The organism is Nesterenkonia sp. CL21, assembly GCF_031705515.1.
In the GTDB taxonomy this organism is placed as follows: domain Bacteria; phylum Actinomycetota; class Actinomycetes; order Actinomycetales; family Micrococcaceae; genus Nesterenkonia; species Nesterenkonia aethiopica.
This window is the reverse complement of sequence record NZ_JAUTWR010000011.1, coordinates 63,557-80,406: the sequence shown is the minus strand read 5'-3', so window position 1 is coordinate 80,406 and position 16,850 is coordinate 63,557. Positions and strand designations below refer to the sequence as shown.

General features: G+C 69.2%; 17 protein-coding genes and 1 tRNA gene. 7 read left to right on the top strand and 11 right to left on the bottom strand.

The window, feature by feature from the left end; all coding sequences use genetic code 11:
* Positions 1-12 precede the first annotated feature (12 nt).
* The gene (locus Q7C18_RS14345; protein WP_311025949.1) at positions 13-867 is read right to left on the bottom strand and encodes a DUF6612 family protein; all 855 of its coding nucleotides are present in this window, start codon (positions 865-867) and stop codon (positions 13-15) included.
* A 146-nt stretch (positions 868-1,013) separates the two neighbouring features.
* Between Q7C18_RS14345 and Q7C18_RS14340 the strand changes: the two genes are divergently transcribed.
* The 3 genes from Q7C18_RS14340 to Q7C18_RS14330 all read left to right on the top strand — a co-directional run bounded on the left by Q7C18_RS14340 (position 1,014) and on the right by Q7C18_RS14330 (position 3,649).
* Positions 1,014-1,085 (top strand) — tRNA-Gln (locus Q7C18_RS14340).
* Between the two features lie 68 nt (positions 1,086-1,153).
* Positions 1,154-2,629 carry a bifunctional UDP-N-acetylglucosamine diphosphorylase/glucosamine-1-phosphate N-acetyltransferase GlmU gene (gene glmU / locus Q7C18_RS14335; RefSeq protein ID WP_311025948.1) on the top strand — a complete coding sequence of 492 codons (1,476 nt, stop codon included), beginning with the start codon at positions 1,154-1,156 and terminating at the stop codon, positions 2,627-2,629.
* A gap of 39 nt (positions 2,630-2,668) precedes the next feature.
* Positions 2,669-3,649, top strand: coding sequence for a ribose-phosphate diphosphokinase (locus tag Q7C18_RS14330; RefSeq protein ID WP_311025947.1), 981 nt, complete (start codon positions 2,669-2,671; stop codon positions 3,647-3,649).
* 73 nt (positions 3,650-3,722) lie between these two features.
* Here Q7C18_RS14330 and Q7C18_RS14325 read toward each other — a convergent pair whose 3' ends face one another.
* From Q7C18_RS14325 to Q7C18_RS14290, 8 genes are all read right to left on the bottom strand, one after another.
* Positions 3,723-4,376, bottom strand: coding sequence for a TetR/AcrR family transcriptional regulator (locus Q7C18_RS14325; RefSeq protein ID WP_070158411.1), 654 nt, complete (start codon positions 4,374-4,376; stop codon positions 3,723-3,725).
* Positions 4,373-5,401, bottom strand: a complete 1,029-nt coding sequence (locus Q7C18_RS14320; protein WP_311025946.1) for a phosphotriesterase-related protein — start codon at positions 5,399-5,401, stop codon at positions 4,373-4,375. Before Q7C18_RS14320 ends, Q7C18_RS14325 begins: the two co-directional genes overlap by 4 nt.
* The gene (locus Q7C18_RS14315) at positions 5,398-6,408 is read right to left on the bottom strand and encodes a DctP family TRAP transporter solute-binding subunit (protein WP_311025945.1); all 1,011 of its coding nucleotides are present in this window, start codon (positions 6,406-6,408) and stop codon (positions 5,398-5,400) included. Before Q7C18_RS14315 ends, Q7C18_RS14320 begins: the two co-directional genes overlap by 4 nt.
* 11 nt (positions 6,409-6,419) lie before the next feature.
* A complete protein-coding gene (locus Q7C18_RS14310; protein WP_311025944.1) occupies positions 6,420-7,337 on the bottom strand; it encodes a shikimate dehydrogenase in 918 nt (305 codons plus the stop codon).
* Positions 7,334-8,608, bottom strand: coding sequence for a TRAP transporter large permease (locus Q7C18_RS14305; protein WP_311025943.1), 1,275 nt, complete (start codon positions 8,606-8,608; stop codon positions 7,334-7,336). Before Q7C18_RS14305 ends, Q7C18_RS14310 begins: the two co-directional genes overlap by 4 nt.
* The gene (locus Q7C18_RS14300; RefSeq protein ID WP_311025942.1) at positions 8,605-9,129 is read right to left on the bottom strand and encodes a TRAP transporter small permease subunit; all 525 of its coding nucleotides are present in this window, start codon (positions 9,127-9,129) and stop codon (positions 8,605-8,607) included. Before Q7C18_RS14300 ends, Q7C18_RS14305 begins: the two co-directional genes overlap by 4 nt.
* 116 nt (positions 9,130-9,245) lie before the next feature.
* Positions 9,246-11,021 (bottom strand): TIM barrel protein, encoded by a 1,776-nt coding sequence (locus tag Q7C18_RS14295; protein ID WP_311025941.1) that lies wholly within the window; start codon positions 11,019-11,021, stop codon positions 9,246-9,248.
* Between the two features lie 106 nt (positions 11,022-11,127).
* Entirely contained in the window at positions 11,128-11,952 is an 825-nt protein-coding gene (locus Q7C18_RS14290; RefSeq protein WP_311025940.1) for an alpha/beta fold hydrolase, read from the bottom strand.
* Positions 11,953-12,226: 274 nt separating this feature from the next.
* Here Q7C18_RS14290 and Q7C18_RS14285 point away from each other — a divergent pair, with 274 nt between their 5' ends.
* Positions 12,227-12,853 (top strand): 50S ribosomal protein L25/general stress protein Ctc, encoded by a 627-nt coding sequence (locus Q7C18_RS14285; protein WP_070161552.1) that lies wholly within the window; start codon positions 12,227-12,229, stop codon positions 12,851-12,853.
* Between the two features lie 59 nt (positions 12,854-12,912).
* The gene (gene pth, locus Q7C18_RS14280; RefSeq protein ID WP_311025939.1) at positions 12,913-13,497 is read left to right on the top strand and encodes an aminoacyl-tRNA hydrolase; all 585 of its coding nucleotides are present in this window, start codon (positions 12,913-12,915) and stop codon (positions 13,495-13,497) included.
* 46 nt (positions 13,498-13,543) lie between these two features.
* Here the strand turns inward: pth and Q7C18_RS14275 are convergent, their stop codons facing one another.
* Positions 13,544-14,047: a DUF2505 domain-containing protein gene (locus tag Q7C18_RS14275; protein WP_070161547.1), complete on the bottom strand. Its 504-nt coding sequence runs from the start codon at positions 14,045-14,047 to the stop codon at positions 13,544-13,546.
* A 171-nt stretch (positions 14,048-14,218) separates the two neighbouring features.
* Between Q7C18_RS14275 and Q7C18_RS14270 the strand changes: the two genes are divergently transcribed.
* Positions 14,219-14,875, top strand: a complete 657-nt coding sequence (locus tag Q7C18_RS14270) for an ATP-dependent Clp protease proteolytic subunit (protein ID WP_311025938.1) — start codon at positions 14,219-14,221, stop codon at positions 14,873-14,875.
* Entirely contained in the window at positions 14,872-15,492 is a 621-nt protein-coding gene (locus Q7C18_RS14265; protein ID WP_070161543.1) for a ClpP family protease, read from the top strand. The genes Q7C18_RS14270 and Q7C18_RS14265 overlap by 4 nt, the downstream gene beginning before the upstream one ends.
* Positions 15,493-15,624: 132 nt before the next feature.
* On the opposite strand, the gene Q7C18_RS14260 is transcribed toward Q7C18_RS14265, so the two are convergent.
* Positions 15,625-16,815, bottom strand: coding sequence for a hypothetical protein (locus tag Q7C18_RS14260; RefSeq protein ID WP_311025937.1), 1,191 nt, complete (start codon positions 16,813-16,815; stop codon positions 15,625-15,627).
* Positions 16,816-16,850: the final 35 nt, after the last annotated feature.

Below are 16,850 nucleotides of genomic sequence, written 5' to 3'. Positions count from 1 at the left end.
TCCCCGCGTCGCTCAGTCCTGCGGTCCGTAGGCCTCGTCGAGGACTTCGGCGGGGATCTCGAGCGCCGGCACCTCGTTGAACTGTGAGTACTCCGCGCCGATCTCCATGCCCAGGCTGATCGGGCCTGCGGAGTCCTTGGTGTGGAGCGTGAAGGAGAACTCCTCCACATAGAAGGTCTCCGGGTCGACGGCGACGTCGACCGTCATCTCGGTGTCCTCCGGCTCGTAGCCGTCCAGCGTCAGGGAGAACGGGGCCTCGAAGGCGTCGAAGACCTCGCGGTCGCTGCCTCGGTAGCTGAGGCGGTAGGCGTCGTCGAACTCGACCTCCAGAAGCTGCTCCAGCTCGCCGATGCCCTGCACCACCCGGCTGTATCGGCTGTCGTCCTCGCTCTCCTCCGGCTCCATGTCCAGGTCCTGCTCCCAGCCTGTTCCGTCGGTGTTCGAGATCGCCTGGCCGTCCTGCACGTAGGCCTCGAAGGACTCCAGCATCTCTCCGTCCTCAGCGACGGTGCCGGAGATGAAGGCCTCGGAGAAGTCCTCGGTGCCCTCGGTGGTCATCTCCAGGCGCTGATCCTGGGCGGCCCAGAGCGCGTCGAGCTCGAAGGTCATGACCATCTCGGTGCGCAGCGTCTCGAGGGTCTCCCGTGCGTCGAACATATGGGAGATGACCTCTCCGTCCTCCACTGGGTGGGTGAGGGAGGCTCCGGGCTGATCGTGGTTGGCCCGCTCCGCCTCCGCGGAGGATGAGTTCGAGTTCACCTGGCTTTCGCCGGGTGACAGGCTGACGCAGCCGGTCAGGGCCAGCAGGGCGACGCCGGCGGCCGCGGTGAAGCCTGTGGTGCGCGTGGGGAATGTCGTCGATGTCATGATTCTTCCCGTCTGTGAAGAGATCGCCTGCGATCTTCGCCAGTATTCACGTGAGCAAATGTATAGCTTTGCGATAGGGAAGTCAAGATGTGAACTCCACGGGCCTCTCATGCGAAGATGAACCACGCGTGGCCACCGGTCCGCACTCCGCCCTGGTGTAATGGCAGCACGCCAGCCTTTGGAGCTGTGCAGTCTAGGTTCGAGTCCTAGGGGCGGAACGGCCCCACGGCGTCCCCGCCGTTAGGATTGAGGGGTCCTCCGATTCCCGCTCAAGGAGCTTCTGCCCGTGGCTGTACCTGAGACCCGACCCACCGCCGTGATCGTCCTGGCCGCAGGGGCGGGTACCCGGATGAAGTCACGCACGCCGAAGATCATGCACAGCATCGGCGGTCGGTCGATGATCGGCCACGCCCTGGCTGCGGCCTCAGGATTGGAGCCCCAGCACCTCGTGGCCGTGGTGCGCCACCAGCGGGACAAGGTCGCAGACCACATCGGGTCCTTGGGGACAGGTGCGGTGATCGCCGACCAGGATGAGATCCCCGGAACCGGTCGCGCCGTCGAATGCGGCCTGGAGGCGCTGGCCGGCCCTGGAGTCGCGACGCTGACCGGGACCATCGTGGTCACCTACGGGGACGTCCCCCTGCTGACCACCGAGATGCTCGCGGAGCTGGTCGGAACCCATGAGGCCGACGGCAACGCGGTCACCGTGCTCACCGCGGTCCTCGACGACGCCGCCGGCTACGGGCGCATCATCCGGGCCGAGGACGGCTCGGTCACCGGCATCGTGGAGCACAAGGACGCGACTCCGGAGCAGCGGGAGATCCGTGAGATCAACTCCGGGATCTATGCCTTCGACGCCGAAGTGCTCACCCGGGCGTTGGGCCAGGTCACCACGGACAATGCGCAGGGCGAGAAGTACCTCACCGATGTCCTCTCCCTGGCGAGGAGCCAGGGAGGGCGCGTCGCCGCCGTCGTCACCGAGGATCGCTGGCAGGTCGAGGGCGCCAACGATCGCGTGCAGCTGCAGGCGCTGGGCGCCGAGCTGAACCGCCGCACGGTGGAGGCCGCCATGCGCGCCGGCACGACCGTGGTGGACCCCGCCACCACCTGGATCGACGCGACCGTGACGCTGGAGGAGGACACCACCGTCCTTCCGGGCACGCAGCTGCACGGCACCACGCAGATCGGCCGCGACGCCGTCGTCGGTCCGGACACCACACTGACCGACGTCGTCGTGGGGGAGGGCGCCGCGGTGACCCGCACCCATGGTGCCGGTGCCCGCATCGGTGCAGGCGCGACGGTCGGGCCGTTCACCTACCTGCGGCCCGGCACGGACCTCGGCGCGGAGGGCAAGATCGGTGCGTTCTACGAGACCAAGAACGTGACCATCGGCCGCGGCAGCAAGCTCTCCCATCTGGGCTACGCCGGCGATGCCACCATCGGTGAGCACACCAACATCGGCTGCGGAAACATCACCGCCAACTACGACGGCGAGAACAAGCACCGCACCGTCATCGGCAGTCACGTCCGCACCAGCTCCAACACCGTCTTCGTGGCACCCGTGGAGGTCGGCGACGGCGCCTACACCGGTGCCGGGGCCGTGGTGCGCAAGGACGTGCCCGCCGGGGCGCTGGCGCTCTCGGTGGCGCCGCAGCGCAACGCCGACGGCTGGGTGGAGCGGAAGCGACCCGGGTCCGCCGCCGCCCAGGCCGCTCAGCAGGCCGGATCGCCCGCCGCCGAGCGCACCGCAGACTCCGAGTAAGCAGTCACACCCAGGGAACCGGAGAGAAGGAACTACAGCATGGATGAGATCAGGCTGAGCGGCGAGAAGACCCTGGTGGTCGCCTCGGGGCGTGCGCACCCCGAGCTGGCCGAGGAGATCGCCGCCGAGCTCGGCACCGAGCTGCTCCCGATGAGCGCCTACGACTTCGCCAACGGCGAGCTCTACGTGCGCTCCTCCGAGTCGGTGCGGGGCAAGGACGTGTTCCTCCTCCAGTCCCACCCCTGGCCGCTGAACAACTGGCTCATGGAGCAGCTCATCATGGTGGACTCCATGAAGCGCGCCTCCGCCAAGCGGATCACCGTGGTCTCCCCGTTCTACCCTTACGCACGCCAGGACAAGAAGGGACGCGGCCGTGAGCCCATCTCGGCCCGGCTGGTGGCCGACCTCTACAAGACCGCCGGTGCAGACCGCATCATGAGCGTGGACCTGCACACCGCCCAGATCCAGGGCTTCTTCGACGGCCCGGTGGACCATCTCTTCGCGGTGCCGCTGCTGGCCGACTACATCCGCGAGCAGGTCGCCGACGACGAGATCACCGTCGTCTCCCCGGACACCGGGCGCGTCCGCGTGGCCGAGCAGTGGGCGGAGCGCCTGGGGGGTGCACCGCTGGCCTTCGTGCACAAGTCCCGCGATCTGACCATGCCGAACAAGGCCGTCTCGAAGCAGGTCGTCGGCGAGATCGAGGGCCGCACCTGTGTGCTCATCGATGACATGATCGACACCGGGGGCACGATCTCCGGTGCCGTGAAGGTCCTCAAGGACGCCGGGGCCAAGGACGTCATCATCGCCGCGACCCACGCCGTGTTCTCCGACCCGGCCGCCGAGCGGCTGGCCGCCTGCGGCGCCCGGGAGGTCGTGGTCACCAACACGCTGCCGATCCCGGCGGAGAAGCGCTTCGAGCAGCTCACCGAGCTCTCGATCGCCCCGATCCTGGCTCGGGCCATCCACGAGGTCTTCGCCGACGGCTCGGTCACCTCGCTGTTCGACGGCAACGCCTGAGGCCCACCCGCACACACGACGACGGCGCCGCCCTGAGATCAGGGGCGGCGCCGTCGTCGTTCCGGCGGGGAGATCAGCCCGTGGGGCGGTCCTCCGGGTTCGTCAGCCAGGCCACCACGACGTCGCCGATCACGGACCTCAGCCGGTCACGGTTCTCGGCGGCCTCCAGCTCCAGCTCGAACAGATGCCCGAAGGTGTAACGGTTGGCCACCTGGAACACGCAGTAGGCGCTGATCAGCAGGTGCACGTCGACGGCGTCGACGTCGTCACGGAACGAGCCGTCCTCGCGCCCGCGGGCGAGGATGTCCTCCAAGAGGCCCAGGGCAGGCTTGCCGAGGTCGCGCAGCGACTCGATCTGCCGGATGAATCGGCCGCGGTGGATGTTCTCGATGGCCACCAGCCGGATGAACTCGGTGTTCTCGAGATGGTGGTCATAGGTCAGCTCCGCCAGCCGGCGCAGGGACTCCGCCGGGTCCAGGTCATGGACGTGGAGGGTCTGTTCCTTGTCTCGGATGCCTCGGTAGGCCTTCTCCAGCACGGCCAAGTACAGCTGCTCCTTGCCGCCGAAGTAGTAGTAGATCATCCGCTTGGTCGTGCGGGTGCGGCGGGCGATCTCATCGATGCGAGCACCGGAGTAGCCGGAGTCGGCGAAGACCTCGGTGGCCACGTCGAGAAGCTCGGCACGGGTGCGGACAGCGTCGCGCTGCCGGATGTGCGTCTCGCTCACGGGAACCTCCCCTCTCGCTCCGCGAGATTATCAGAACTGTCTCGCCGGCCGGCGAGCAGACGGCGGGGGTTCTCCACCAGCAGCTGATGCTCAAGTCTGCTGTCCACCCCCAGGCGGCGCAGCCGCGGGAGGATCTCCGTATGCAGATGGTCCATCCGCCAGGAGGGCGCATGGGCCTGCCGCCACGACGGCGGGGTGACTCGGCTGAACACTGCGGCGTCCTGAGAGAGCAGGAGCTGACGGTCATAGCCCGTCTCCAGAAGGTCGAGCAGCCTGCGGAGGCGAGCCTCGTCGTCGCCGGTGTGCGCCATGCCGAACCGGTCGAAGCCGAGGAAGGAACCGGCCTGCGCCAGGCGGCGCAGCCGTGCGCCGTCGGGGCAGTCTCCGGCATGTCCGATCACCACACTGTCCATCGAGACGCCGAGGTCCCGGAGCAGCCGCTGCTGTTCGATCCCGCTGCGCGTGGCCGGGTCAGAGTGGGTGCTGATGGGCACGCCGGTGGCCCGGTGCACTGTGGCGGCGGCGGCGAACACCCGCGCCACATCCTCGGTGAGGCCCCGTGCGCCGGAGGCCACCTTGATGATCGCCGCCCGCACCCCGGTGCCGGCGATGCCGTCGGTGACATCCCGCCGGAACAGCTCCACCAGAGGATCCGGTCCATCGACGGTCCTCCCCGGACCGTTGAGATGGAAGAACGGCGGCAGGGCATCCATCGTGTACCACCCGGTGGCGGCCAGCACGCGCACCGGAGCTCGGCGGGCGACCTCCTGGATGAGCCGGACGTCCCGCCCCAGGCCCGGCACGGTGAGGTCGACGATGCTGTCGACCCCCAGGGCCGCGAGGCGTGTCAGGAGGTCGACGGCCTCGTCCACGGCCGTGGACTCCTCCCATTCGGGGTGGGGGAGGTCCCGGGCCAGCTGCGGATCACCCACGAAGAGATGCTCGTGGACCAGCGTGGTGCCGAGCTGTTCGCCCGGCACCGCCCCGGTGACGGTCTCGACCAGACCCGCGGCCAAGCGGCTCACTCGCTGGTGGATCGGATGGCCTCGAAGACGTCGTGCGACTCGTCGTCCAGCGCCTCATCCAGGTAGTCGAGCGCCTGGTCCTGGAAGGCGTCGACGTCGACGTCGTCGATGACCTCCCAGTCGTCTCCGGCGCGCCACTCGTCGAGGGTGGCCTCCTCGTCCTCGGCCACGCAGTCGGTCACCGACGCCACCGCGGACTCCACGGCGGAGGTCAGGGCCTCCTGCTGGGCGTCGACGAGCTCCTCCCAGCGGTCGGACATGATGACCAGGTTCGTGTTGAGCTGGTGGGCGGAGAGGCTCAGGTAGTCCTGCACCTCGGACAGGTTCTCCGAATCGATGTTGGTGATCGGGTTCTCCTGACCGTCCACCGCGCCCTGCTGCAGGGAGAGGTACAGCTCCTCGTAGGCCACTTCGGTCGCGTCGGCGCCCAGGGCGCGGGCGTTCATCAGGAACTGGGGGGAGCCGGGGAAGCGGATCCGCAGACCGGAGAGGTCCTCCGGGGAGCGGATGGGATCGTCAGCGGTGAAGTGACGGGCCCCGGCGGACCAGGCGCCGAGGGTGTGGATGCCTGCGGAGTCCGCGAAGTCCTCCACCACCGCCTGGCCCTCAGGACTGTCCATGAAGGCGGTCAGGTGCTCGGCGTCATCGAACACATAGGCGGCGTCCAGGACGCTGATCGGCTCGTGCACCGCCCCCAGCGCGGAGGCTCCCTGGATGTCGAGATCGATGTCACCGGAGGCCACAGAGGCGATCCGGTCGGCGTCCCCGCCGAGTTGGCTGGACCCGAAGATCTCGATCTCGAGTCCGACGTCGGCGGCCTCCACCTCCTCCTTGATGAGGTCGGCTCCGCAGCGGGCCTGCGGCTGGTCGTCGTTGTAGCTGTGGGCCAGGGTCAGAGAGACTGAGCCCTCGGCGGCGTCGCCGCCGTCGCCTCCGCAGCCGACCAGGGCCAGCGCCGGCACCGTCGCCAGCGTCAGGAGGACCGGGAGTTTCGTCGTGCGTGTCATGATGCGACCTTTCAACGGGGAGTGGGGGACAGGTTCTGTTCGGCGGCGACCAGAGACTGGAGATCGGCCAGCATCGCGTGCCGGTCGGCCGGTTCGCCGGTGAAGATCTCGAAGGCCTCGGCGGCCTGGTGCATCGCCATGCCGAGGCCGCTGACGGTCCGGCAGCCCAGGGCACGGGCCTCGAGGAGAAGCTGGGTCTCCACGGGCCGGTAGATGACGTCGCACACCCAGAGTCCGGGATGCAGGTGGCGCCGGTCGACGGGAGTGCCCGGGTGGTGGGCCATGCCGATCGGCGTGGCGTTGACCAATCCGTCAGCGTCGGCGAGCAGCGCCGGCAGGTCCTCAGGAGTCGCCGGGACGCTGGCCACCTCGTGATGCCGGGCCACCGCCTCCGCGACCTCGCCGGCCCGGCGGCGATCGACGTCGACGACGGTCAGGTCCTCCACGCCGGCCGCGGCGAGGGCATGGGCCGCCGCGGAGCCCGCTCCGCCGGCGCCGAGCAGCACGACGCGCCCCCGGTGTGTGCGGCCCATCGCGTCCTCGAGGGAGGCGGAGAAGCCGGAGACGTCCGTGTTGTGGCCGACGCGCCGACCCTCGCGCCAGACCACGGTGTTGACGGCGTCGACCCGCCGGGCAGGCCCGGAGAGCTCATCCAGCAGCGGGATCACCGTCTGTTTGACCGGGTGGGTCAGGTTGAGCCCGTCGAAGCCGAAGGCCTCGGCGCTGGAGAGCAGGTGATCCAATGCCGCCGCTGGGTCCTGCGTCTCGGGGAACTCCACGGTCCGATAGATGTGCCGCAGCCCGTGGCGGGCCCCCTCCAGCTCATGCATGCGGGGCGTCAGAGACGGTCCCACACCATGGCCGATCAGGCCGATCAGCACAGCACGGTCCGCAGCACGGTCCGCAGCACGGTCTTCGGATTCGGTCACAGGCCCAGCACCTCCGGGATGAACAGCACGGCTTCGGGAAAGAGGATCACCAGCACCGTGACGACCACGGCCGGGATCATGAACGGCAGCGCTCCGCGGAACACTTCGCCCACGCGTGTCTCCGAGACGGCCGCCGTCACGAACAGGACGGTGCCGACCGGCGGCGTCAGGAGGCCGATCATCAGAGACAGGATGAGCACCACGCCGAGCACGATGGGGTCGACGCCGTACTGGACGGCGATCGGCAGCAGGACCGGCACGGTCAGCACCAGGACGGCCGTGGCGTCGATGACCGTCCCCAGGACCAGCATCAGCCCGGCGATGAGCAGCAGGAACAGGACGGGGTTCTCCGTGATGCCGAACAGCAGCTCCGTCATGAGCTGGGGGAGACGCTCTCTGGCCAGGATGTGGCCCAGCAGCGCGGCCGAGGCGACGATGAGCATGATGCCGGCGGTGGTCACCACCGTCTCGCGCACTGCGGTCAGGAAGCCCGACCAGGACAGCGACCGTTGGACCAGGGCGATCAGCAGGACGTAGGCCACGGCCACTGAGGCCGCCTCCGTGGGGGTGAACCAGCCGCCGAGGATCCCACCCAGGATGATCACCGGAGTCAGGGCCGGCAGCAGCACCCCTCGGGTCGAAGCCAGCAGCTCCCGGGCGTCGAAGGTCCCCCGGCTGACCCCTGGTTCGCGGCGCACCAGGAGGAAGACGACGACGAGCAGGCCGAGGGCCACGGCGAGGGCCGGGATGACGGCGGCGGCGAACAGCGCGCCGGTGGACGCGGCGGCCAGTCCGGCGAAGATCACCGCGGGGATGCTCGGCGGCATGACGGGAGCGATGAGGGAGGAGGTCGCGGAGATTCCGGTGGCGAACCGGCGGCTGTAGCCGTTGCGCAGCATCGCCGGGATCTGGACCTTGCCGAGGGCGGCCGCGTCGGCGACCGCAGAGCCGCTCATCCAGGAGAAGCCGACGCTGACCCCGACGGTGACATAGCCGAGATTGCCGCGCAGGCGGGCCAGAAGCGCCAGCGCGAACCGGAAGAGCTGGTCCGCGATTCCGGCATGGTTGGCCAGCGCGCCGAGGAAGACGAAGAGTGGGACCGCGAGCAGCGGAAAGCTCTGGGCGGCGTCGGTGACTTGGCGCAGGCTCATGCCGGAGGAGTGTCCGTGGACGAGCATGTAGACGAGCGAGGGTCCCAGAAAGGCGAAGGCGACCGGGACCCGCAGGACGAGCAGGACCGCGATGGCCAGGGCCAGCAGCAGCAGTGTCATCGGGCCACCTCCTCGGCGAGCTCAGACCGGACGGGTCCGTGGAGCGCGATGCGGGCCGCGCCGATGAGGGCGCGGACGGTGCTGCTGATGAGTCCCAGCAGGACCGGCACGTAGACCAGCGCCATGGACAGTCCGAGCACCGGGGAGCGCAGGGCGCCCTGAGTCTGCACGAGGTCCCAGGCCTCCAGTGTGAAGGCTCCTGCTGTGACGGCCACGATGACCAGGGCGAACACCTGGACCGCACGGATCAGTCGTGGCTTGGGCAGGATGTCGACCACCTCCAGGGTGATGTGGCCGCCTCGGCTGATCAGGACTCCGGCCACGGTGAAGGTGAGCCACGCCAGGGCGAACCGAGAGACTTCGCCCGTCCAGGGCAGGCTCTCGCCGGGGAGGTGGCGCTGGGCGGCCTGAATGAGGACGAGCACGAAGATCGTCAGCAGCATCACCGAGCCCGCGGAGATCTCCAGGGCGTCGATCATCCGTCCGGCTCGGCGAAGCGGTCCGCGGGGCGGTGGTGTCATGGGATCCCTCCCAGGGGAGCGGGGAGCATGTGACGGGAGTCACGTGGTGTGCTTACGAACGTACCGGTTATTACATTAGGCGTCAACAGGAGCGGCAGGACCGGAGGGTGGAGGGGTCAGAGCCGCGGGCGCTGGGCGGCCAGGCGCACAGGAGCGTTCGGCGCGCCATAGCCGTCATAGCTGCCGCGGCGCTCCACGAGCTCGAGGAAGATGTCCCCGAGCGTCGGGGTGTAGAAGTGGATGAACTCGCCGTCGTCGTCCCGGTCGTAGAGCAGATCCAGGCCGCGCAGTCGATCGATGAGTTCGCCGTCGAGGGCGAACCGGGCGGCGAGGTCGTCATAGTAGTTGTCCGGCACAGGCAGGAAGTGCAGTCCCCGCGCGCGAGCCCGCTCGGCCACACCGATCACGTCCCGGCAACGGACCGCCACATGGCGCGGCGGGTTCGGGGCCGTCGGCGGGGCCAGGTTCAGCGGCACTCGGACCGCGCCGTCCGGGGAGCGCATCACCTGGCTGCGCACCAGGCCTCGGGGCCCCGGAACCTCGGAGGAGGCCTGTGCGTCCAGCCCGAGGACGCTGGTGGAAAACAGCACTGCTTCGTCGAAGTCCTGCCAAGGGTAGGACAGATTGATGTGGTCGACGACGGCGATCACGTCGGCGTCAGGATCGTTGCCGCCGACGAACTCCTCCGCCCAGGTCTCTGCGGGTCGGTCGTTCCAGTACACCTGAGTGCCGTCCGGTGACGCCACGGCCTTCAGTTCATGGTCGCCGGCGTAGGTGCGACGGAACGCGGGGGGAGCCCCCAGGGCCTGGGCGCGTCCGGAGGCCTGGGCCGCGTCGTCCACGGACAGCCCTATTCCTGAGAGGTGCGGTGCCTCCTGCCGGTCCTGCTCATCGAGGATCAGGCGCGCTGAGCCGAAGGCCCAGAGTCGGACGGGTTTGCGGTGATGGGTCCCGCGGAAGGTGAACCCCAGCTGCTCGAGCATGTGGTCGACCGCCGAGAGGTCCGCGCCCGCGAGCTCCACGAAGTCGACTCCACGCGGCGGCTGGGGCGGCGGGATGCGGCCCGTCTGGTGCCCCTCGGCGACGGCCACGCGGTCAGTCAGCCATGTCAGGGATCGCCGCGCGTGCGCGGCCGTCCGCTGGGTGTCCGTCTGACGGAACGTGTCGTTGAAGACCTCCAAGGACAGCGGTCCCGTGTAGCCGGCGCGCAGCACATGGCGCAGGAACGTCACCAGATCGAAGGAGCCCTCGCCGGGGAAGAGGCGGTGATGGCGGCTCCAGGAGAGCACATCCATGCTCAGGTCCGGCGCGTCCGCCAGCTGCAGGAAGAAGATCTTCTCGCCATCGATGTCCTCGATGGCGGAGGGGTCGTGCCCGCGGGACAGGATGTGGAAGCTGTCGAGACAGGTTCCCAGATTCGGCCGGTCGGCCATCTGTACGATCCGCCAGGCGTGGCGATAGTCGTTGACGAACCGCCCCCAGGCGAGAGCCTCGTAGGCCAGCCTGATCCCATGTTCGGCGGCGAGGTCCGCCAGCTCGCCGAGCTGGCGAGCTGCCAGGGCGTCGTCGTCCACAGTGGCGGTGCCGGCATTGCTGCACACCAGCATCAGGTCGGTGCCGAGTCGTCCTGCCGTCCTGAACTTCTCGCGGGCCCGCCTCAGCGTGTCGGTGAAGGTCTCGTCGTCGACGCCTTCGGCGTCGCGGAACGGTTGAAACATGTCGATCCGGAGCCCCAGGCGCTCGCAGAGGGCGCGGATCTCCTCCGGTGACTCGTGGGTCACCGTGAGGTCGGAGTCCATGATCTCGATGCCGTCGAAGCCCGCTTCAGCGCAGGCGTGGATCTTGTCTGTGAGTCCGCCGGAGAGGCAGACGGATGCGATGGAGGTCACCATGGCAAGTAACGTACCAGGTATTACATTAAAGGGACCAGGGGTGGTGTGCTGCGGATCACAGCACCTCGCCTGGGGAGGAGCTGCCGGGCCCACGCCCGGCCGTGCCTCAGCTGCTGAGCAGCTCCGCCGCCTTCTGGGGGCGTTCGACGGCGATCTGATGTGCGACGCCGTCGACGACGGTGAGTCGTGCTCCCGGGATCGCCTCGGCGGCCGCACGGATCTCCTCCGGCGGAGCCACCGGGTCCAGCTCGCCGGCCACCAGATGGACAGGTGTGGAGATCGCGGGCAGCTCCTTGCGCAGGTCGAAGCCGCTGAGCACTGTGCACAGGGCGGCATAGGAGGAGTCGTCTGCCGCCCGGAGCGAGGCCATGACTGCGTGGACTGCCTCTGGCGCGGAGGCGCGGAACGCGGGGGAGAACCACCGGGGCATGCTGCCCTCCGTCAAGGCTTCCGTGCCGTCGTCGAGCACCTGCCGGGCGCGGTCCCGCCAGGCCTCGGCGGTGCCGAATCGCGGAAGGCCTCCGAACACTGTGGCGGAGTCGACGACGGCGCCGTGCTCGGCGGCCAGCTGCAGGGTCAGTCCGCCGGCCAGCGAGGTGCCGGCCACCCGCAGCGGGCTGTGCTCCAGGCGCGGGTGTGTGCTGCGCAGGCGCTGCACGGCGTCGACCACGGCCCGGGCCAGCTGAGGCATCGACGGCGTGGCCGGCGCATCCGTCCACGGTGCGGATCGGCCATGCCCTGGAAGATCCAGGCCCACGGCCCAGACGTCCTCGGGAAGGTGTGCGGCCGCCGCCCTCCAGGTGGAGGCGACGTCAGTGCCCAACCCGGGGACGAGCACCAGCAGCAGCCGCGGGTTCTCGGTCTCACGCAGGCTGGTCGCCTCCAGCGCGGGGGCGCCGGCCACGTCTGAGGCAGTCGGATCATCGCTCATGGCACCGAGTATGGTGGCCCCGTTCTCGCCCGGACAAGCCCCGGCGCGTGCGTGATAGCATGGTCGACTGTGCCCAGGCGAGGGAGCGCCGTCGGCCCGTACAGGCCGCCGGTGACTCCGTGATCGACGAGGCGACGGACAGGACGCATCAGCCGCCCGGCCCGGGATGAGGAATCCCGGTGTTCCACCAGGTGTGCGGCGACCTGGCCCGTGAAATCGTCGGTTCCGGCTCCAGGCCCTGGAACTCCACCAGACAACCGACGAAGGACACATCATGGCTGACAAGATCGTCATCCCCGCGACCCTCCGCACCGAGTTCGGCAAGGGTGCCGCCCGCCAGGCCCGCCGCAGCGGCCAGATCCCCGCCGTCGTCTACGGCCACGGTGAGGACCCCATCCACCTGCTGCTGCCCAACCACGAGACCACCCTGGCGGTCCGCAACCCCAACGCGCTGATCACCCTGGACATCGAGGGCAAGAAGCAGCTCGTCCTGCCCAAGGACATCCAGCGCGACGCGATCTACCGCAGCGTGGACCACCTGGACCTGCTGGCCGTCCGCTCGGGTGAGAAGGTCGTCGTCGACGCCCCGGTCGAGGTCATCGGTGAGCCGGCCTCCGGCTTCGAGTACCTGCTCGACCAGCCGACCGTCGCCGTCGAGGCCGAGGCGACCCACCTGCCGGAGTCGATCTCCATCGACATCACCGACCGCGACGAGAACGCCCTGCCGGAGCACCTCCAGCTGCCGGCCGGCGTCACCCTCGCGCTGACCGACCTCGAGTCCCCGGTCGTCACCATCTACGAGCCCACTGCGCAGGACCTGGGCGAGGACGAGGGTGCCGAGGAGGCCGAGGCTGCGGACGAGGCTCCTGCCGAAGAGTCCGGTGAGGGCGAAGACGCCTGATCAGCGCCACACGCGTGAGCTGACGCCCACGACGGCCACGCCTCGATAGACTGCGGGGCATGGCATCTGACACCTGGCTGATAGCGGGGCTCGGGAATCCCGGGCCCCGCTATCGTCATACTCGGCACAACATCGGACACATGGTCCTCGATGAGCTCGTGGACCGCATGGACGCGAAGTACACACGGACCAAGGTCGGAGCGCAGGTCGTGGCCGCCCGTCTGGGTGCAGGCGGGCCCAAGGTGGTCTTCGCCGTCTCCGAGGGGTACATGAACACCTCGGGCAGGCCTGTGCGCGGGCTGATGGACTACTTCGACATCGACCCCGAGCGACTCGTGGTGGTCCACGACGAGGTCGACCTGGACTTCGGGCGCCTCAAGCTCAAACGCGGCGGCTCCGAGGGCGGCCACAACGGGCTGAAGTCCATCACCCAGCACCTGCAGGGGGACCGCGACTACATCCGGGTCAGGGTCGGGGTCTCGCGGCCGCCCGGACGGATGGACACCGCGGACTACGTGCTGCAGAAGTTCTCCGCCGAACAGGCGAAAGACCTGCCGCAGGTGATCGACCGGGCCGCCGACGCCGTCGAGCTGATCATCACCGACGGTCTCACCGCAGCGCAGAACACCGTCCACCAGAGCTGAGGCGCACCCGGCGGACGGCGTTCTGCCCCCTCTCAGAGAGCGCTGCTCAGCCGTTCGCGCTGATCCACTGCGCCACTTCGCGGGACTGCACCGCGACGAACTTCTTCATGTACGGCTCGGCGGCGGCTTTGAGCTTCTTGCCGATCAGCGGGATCGACGTGGAGACCTCGCCGCGCACCGTGGACAGCGTCTCCTCGGGTCCGCGCGCATGCAGCACCTGGGAGGCCTCGGCGCTGACGGGGGCCGAGTGGATCTTCACGTCCATGTCGGAGCGGCGGGAGCCGTCGGCGTCGGGCGTCGACCAGCGTTCGGTCACCGTCACGGTGACCTGCCCCTTCATCACCTTCTTGGCGATGTCCGGCAGCCGGTCCACGGACATCGACTGCTGCGAGGTCACCTGGAAGGCGCCGTCCGTGTCCCCGCTGACCTCGAAGCTCTCCAGCGTGGAGCCGACGGTGTCGGCCAGGTGCTGGTGGAAGTCACGGGAGGCGTACGCGGTCACGATCTTGTCGACGGAGTGGGAGATGACGGTCTCGGCTTCAAGCGCCACAGGCGGTGCTCCTTCAGAGTGAGGACGTGGGGAAGGCGACGTCGGAGGTGACGTCGCCCGCGGCTCCTCTCATCATAGGCCCGCCGCCGCTGTCAGCTGATCAGCCCACGGCGGATCAGCCGACAGCAGGTTTCGTCGCTGTGACGGGGAGCCGACGGTGATCCTGGGACCATGAGTGATGAGACCCCCGCAGCCCCGCTGTTCGGCGAGTCCGCCCGCCAGGAGATGCTCCACCGCAGAGTCCTGGTCCTCGACGGCGTGCTCGACGACGACAATGGCACGCTGCTGATGACCCAGCTGATGACCTTGGCCGCCGACGACCCGCACACCGAGATCGCCCTGTGGATCCGCTCGCCGGGCGGCTCCGTGCCGGCCATGTTGGCTCTGCGGGACCTGATGCGCACCGTGCCCTGCCCGGTGACCACCCTGGCGCTCGGCGTGGCGGCCAGCGCCGGGCAGTTCCTCCTCTCCGCCGGGCAGCCCGGGCGCCGGCATGCCCTGCCGCACGCCAAGATCCTCATGCACCAGGGATCCTCGGGGATCGGGGGCTCCACGGTGGACGTCGAGCTGCAGGCGAAGGATCTGCGCAGCACCCGGGACACCGTGCTGGGGCTCATCGCCGCAGACACCGGCCAGCCGCCGGAGAGAGTGTTCGAGGACTCCCTGCGGGACACCTGGTTCACCGCCGCCGAGGCGGTGGACTACGGCTTCGTCGACGCCGTCGTCGCGGACTTCTCCGCGATCATCCCGCGCGCACGACGCCGCCCGGTGGGGCTCACCTCCCAGGTGGAGCGCAGCGCGCCGGGGGCCGACGGGGAGGGATCATGAGCGCCTACACCATTCCGCATGTGATCAGCCGGGACGGCCGAGGCGAACGGGTCATGGACGTCTACTCCCAGCTGCTCGCCGAGCGCATCATCTACTTGGGCACCGGCATCGACTCCGGGGTCGCCAATGCGATCATCGCGCAGCTGCTGCATCTGGAGTCCGCGGACCCCCAGGTGCCGGTGAACCTGTACATCAACTGCGAGGGCGGCGACCCCTCGGCCACCTTGGCCATCTACGACACGATGCAGTACATCCGCGCGCCGGTGGCCACCACCTGCGTGGGGCAGGCCTTCGCCGCCGGCGCGGTGCTGCTGGCCGGGGGAGAGCCCGGGATGCGGTCCATGCTGCCGCACACCCGGATCGTGCTCCACCAGCCGGCGATCGGTGCCGGCCGCGGCGCCATCCCGGACCTCATCCTGCACGCCGACGAGCTGGTCCGGGTGCGGGGCGAGATCGAGCGGGTCCTGGCTCGTCACACCGGTCGCGGCCCGGACCAGCTGCGCCGGGACACGGACCGCGACCGGGTGTTCGCCGCCGCCGAGGCCCTGGACTACGGGCTCGTGGACGAGGTGCTGAGCACCCGCCCCACGACGGCGGCGAGCCCGGCCGCGGGGTGATCCCTCCATCGCGGCGTCACATTCCCGTCGATCATCCCGAGTCTGACACGTGTCAGCGTGCGGAGATGCACGGGAAAGTGACTCGTGGATCGCGCAGCAGCAGGGCCTGTGTCGATCGCGGCGGCTCCGTGATCAGCAGATGTGCTGAGGGGCGTCCCCCGTGATGCGCCAGGTGATGTTCTCCCCGCAGGGCGACTCGCGGACGGAGGTGCCGTTGACCTCCAGGGTGATGCTCACATCACGCGTGAGGGGGAACTCGCTGCGCGAGGCGATGCGGACCTCCCCGCCGCCGTCGACGGTGCCGGAGGCCAGGGTGACGTTGTAGCAGTTCTCGATCAGCACGGCGTTGCCGCCGGTGCCGCTGAGCTCGACCTCCCCGACGTGCAGCCCGCCGGACTGGGAGACGCAGAAGATGCCGCGTCCGCCGCCGTGGGCGACCACCTTGTCCACGACGACGTTGGTGTCATATCCGCCGTCGGCCGCGCGTCCTGCGGTGTTGGCCATGCGAAAGGTGGCGTAGCCCGTGCCGGTGGCCACATTGTGGCCGTCCACCAGCCCGATGCGTGCGTTGCGCGTGTTGTTCAGCAGCAGCCCCGCGTAGCCGACGTCCCGGGCGATCACCGCCCCGATGTCGAGGCCGTTGACGTTCCACGTCTCCACCCCGTGGTTGTCGGTGCCGGAGACGTGGATGCGGTCCATGACCACGGAGGTGCTGTCTGGGCTCTCGCGGTCGAAGCGGACGCCCAGGCCGCCGGCGAGCTCCAGGGTGATCTGGCCCAGGTGCAGCCCGCGCACCGCGCCGAAGTGGAGTCCGAACCAGGGGCTCCCGGTCATGGTCAGATGCGGGATGGCGACATCCGTCGCGCCGAAGGCTTCGATGGCGCCGCGACCGGTGGCGCTGCCGACGTCCATGGTGCCGCAGACCTCGAAGGAGGTGTGGCTGGGCAGGTCGATGGTGTGGTGGCCGATCCAGCCGCTGGCCATCACCGAGACGCTCTCCTGGGACGTGCGTCCGGGCGTCAGGCTGCCGACCGCCTCCCAGATGGCGACGATGTAGCTCTCACCCTGATAGACCGTCTGTCCGCGATAGCTGGTGGTGAAGCCCTGCTGCTGGCTGCCGGTCACGACGGCGTCTCCGCCGCCGCAGTCCTGCTGCGCCATGGCGGGTGCGCCGCCGGTGAGGGTGGCTGCCAGCAGGGCGAGCACGGCGAGTGAGGCGCCGAATGCTCTCCTCAGGAGCCTGGGTCGACGTCGGACGTCGGGGGAGGCGGGTGGCGTCGAGGGAGCCGTCGGCGGATGGTTCATCGCGGGAAGAGTCGTCATGTCGTCCTCTCGTGGGGATCAGAACTGTCATGCAA

What these genes read in the sequence shown, in the direction of transcription:
- Q7C18_RS14345 (WP_311025949.1), bottom strand. Translation starts at nt 867, where the DNA reads ATGACATCGACGACATTCCCCACGCGCACCACAGGCTTCACCGCGGCC.
- Q7C18_RS14330 (WP_311025947.1), top strand. Translation starts at nt 2,669, where the DNA reads ATGGATGAGATCAGGCTGAGCGGCGAGAAGACCCTGGTGGTCGCCTCG.
- Q7C18_RS14315 (WP_311025945.1), bottom strand. Translation starts at nt 6,408, where the DNA reads ATGACACGCACGACGAAACTCCCGGTCCTCCTGACGCTGGCGACGGTG.
- Q7C18_RS14305 (WP_311025943.1), bottom strand. Translation starts at nt 8,608, where the DNA reads ATGACACTGCTGCTGCTGGCCCTGGCCATCGCGGTCCTGCTCGTCCTG.
- Q7C18_RS14300 (WP_311025942.1), bottom strand. Translation starts at nt 9,129, where the DNA reads ATGACACCACCGCCCCGCGGACCGCTTCGCCGAGCCGGACGGATGATC.
- Q7C18_RS14295 (WP_311025941.1), bottom strand. Translation starts at nt 11,021, where the DNA reads ATGGTGACCTCCATCGCATCCGTCTGCCTCTCCGGCGGACTCACAGAC.
- Q7C18_RS14290 (WP_311025940.1), bottom strand. Translation starts at nt 11,952, where the DNA reads ATGAGCGATGATCCGACTGCCTCAGACGTGGCCGGCGCCCCCGCGCTG.
- Q7C18_RS14285 (WP_070161552.1), top strand. Translation starts at nt 12,227, where the DNA reads ATGGCTGACAAGATCGTCATCCCCGCGACCCTCCGCACCGAGTTCGGC.
- pth (WP_311025939.1), top strand. Translation starts at nt 12,913, where the DNA reads ATGGCATCTGACACCTGGCTGATAGCGGGGCTCGGGAATCCCGGGCCC.
- Q7C18_RS14270 (WP_311025938.1), top strand. Translation starts at nt 14,219, where the DNA reads ATGAGTGATGAGACCCCCGCAGCCCCGCTGTTCGGCGAGTCCGCCCGC.
- Q7C18_RS14265 (WP_070161543.1), top strand. Translation starts at nt 14,872, where the DNA reads ATGAGCGCCTACACCATTCCGCATGTGATCAGCCGGGACGGCCGAGGC.
- Q7C18_RS14260 (WP_311025937.1), bottom strand. Translation starts at nt 16,815, where the DNA reads ATGACGACTCTTCCCGCGATGAACCATCCGCCGACGGCTCCCTCGACG.